Raw genomic sequence first — 1,480 nt, 5'->3', positions numbered from 1 at the left:
ACCCGCCCCCGGTTCCGGCGCTCAACGAAGCGAGGGCCTTGCTGGTCGCCCTGCATGCCATCGACGCCGCCGGGCGTCTCACCGACGCCGGTGCCGCCATGCGCAGGCTCGCGCTGCCGGTGCGGCTTGCCCATATGGTCGCCGAAGCCGCCGCAACCGGCCATGCGCTGGCGGCGGCCACCCTTGCCGTGCTGCTCACCGAGCGCGGGCTCGGCGGCGACGGCGCCGATCTCGAACGCCGTCTGATGCGCTTTCGCACCGAGAAGTCGCCGCGTTCCGTCTCGGCCCGCCAGCTTGCCGAACGGCTGGCAAGGCAGGCCGGCGGGGGAAGGAGTAACGAACCGGCTTCCGCCGGCGCGCTCCTCATCCATGCCTGGCCGGATCGGGTGGCGCGAGCGCGCGGCGAGCGCGGCCGCTTCGTGCTGGCCAACGGCTCGGGCGCCATGCTCGACGCCGCCGATCCGCTGGCCGGCGAGACCTGGCTGGTCGTCGCCGATTTGCAGGGCAAGGCGCAGAATGCCCGCATCACCGCCGCGGCTGCGGTCGACGAGGCCGACATCCGCGCCGCGTTAGCCGATAGTATCGAGACCCGCCGCGAGACGAGTTTCGACCGCGACCGGCGCGCCGTGCGCGTGCGCGAGACAGCCCGGCTCGGCGCCATCACGCTGGCCGAACGCATGCTGCCGGCGCCGTCCGGCGCCGACGCGGATCGCGCGATCCTCGATGCCCTGCGAGAGCATGGCCTGTCGCTGCTCGACTGGGGCAAGGAGGCGGAGACACTGCGCCAGCGCCTCGGCTGGCTCAATCGCGGCCTCGGCGCGCCTTGGCCCGATGTGTCCGACGCCGCCCTTCTCGACCGTCTCGACGACTGGCTGCTGCCGTTTCTGACCGGCGCGGCGTCCTTTGCCGCGATCAATTCCGGCGCCCTGTCGGCTGGCCTCGTGTCATTGGTGCCGCACGATCTGCAGCGCAAGGTCGACGCGCTGGCGCCGACCCATTTCGATGCGCCGTCGGGCAGCCACGTGCCGATCCGCTATGACGGCGAATGGCCGGTGCTGGCGGTGCGCGTGCAGGAACTGTTCGGCCTCGACAAGCACCCGGCGGTCGCCAATGGAACCGTGCCGCTGACGCTCGAGCTGTTGTCGCCGGCGCACCGGCCGATCCAGACGACGCGCGACCTGCCGGGCTTCTGGCGCGGCTCCTGGGCGGATGTGCGCACCGACATGCGCGGCCGCTATCCAAAACATGTCTGGCCGGAAAACCCGCTGCTTGCCGCCGCCACCAGCCGCGCCAAGCCGCGCGGGACATAGGTTCGTGCCGCTTCGGCAGGCCATTAGCGTTAGTGGGCAATGTGCGTTGGCGATTGGCGCAAACGCCCATCGCTTCGTCATCCACGGGCGGAGCAAGGAGCGAAGCGACGCGCGTAGACCCGAGGATCCATTCCGTGACTTCAACGCGTCGCTACGTTGCAGAATTCTGT

1 protein-coding gene is annotated in these 1,480 nt (G+C 70.7%); it reads left to right on the top strand.

Annotation, left to right across the window (positions count from 1 at the left end; translation table 11 throughout):
- On the top strand, positions 1 to 1,310 hold a 1,310-nt coding region (locus tag EN738_RS34245), incomplete at its 5' end, for an ATP-dependent helicase C-terminal domain-containing protein (protein ID WP_281034344.1).
- Between the last annotated feature and the right edge of the window lie 170 nt (positions 1,311 to 1,480).

Origin of the sequence: Mesorhizobium sp. M4B.F.Ca.ET.017.02.2.1, assembly GCF_003998955.1 — a bacterium.
GTDB lineage: Bacteria > Pseudomonadota > Alphaproteobacteria > Rhizobiales > Rhizobiaceae > Mesorhizobium > Mesorhizobium abyssinicae.
Note: the sequence above shows the minus strand (reverse complement) of the source record. Positions and strands in the feature narration are given on the sequence as shown.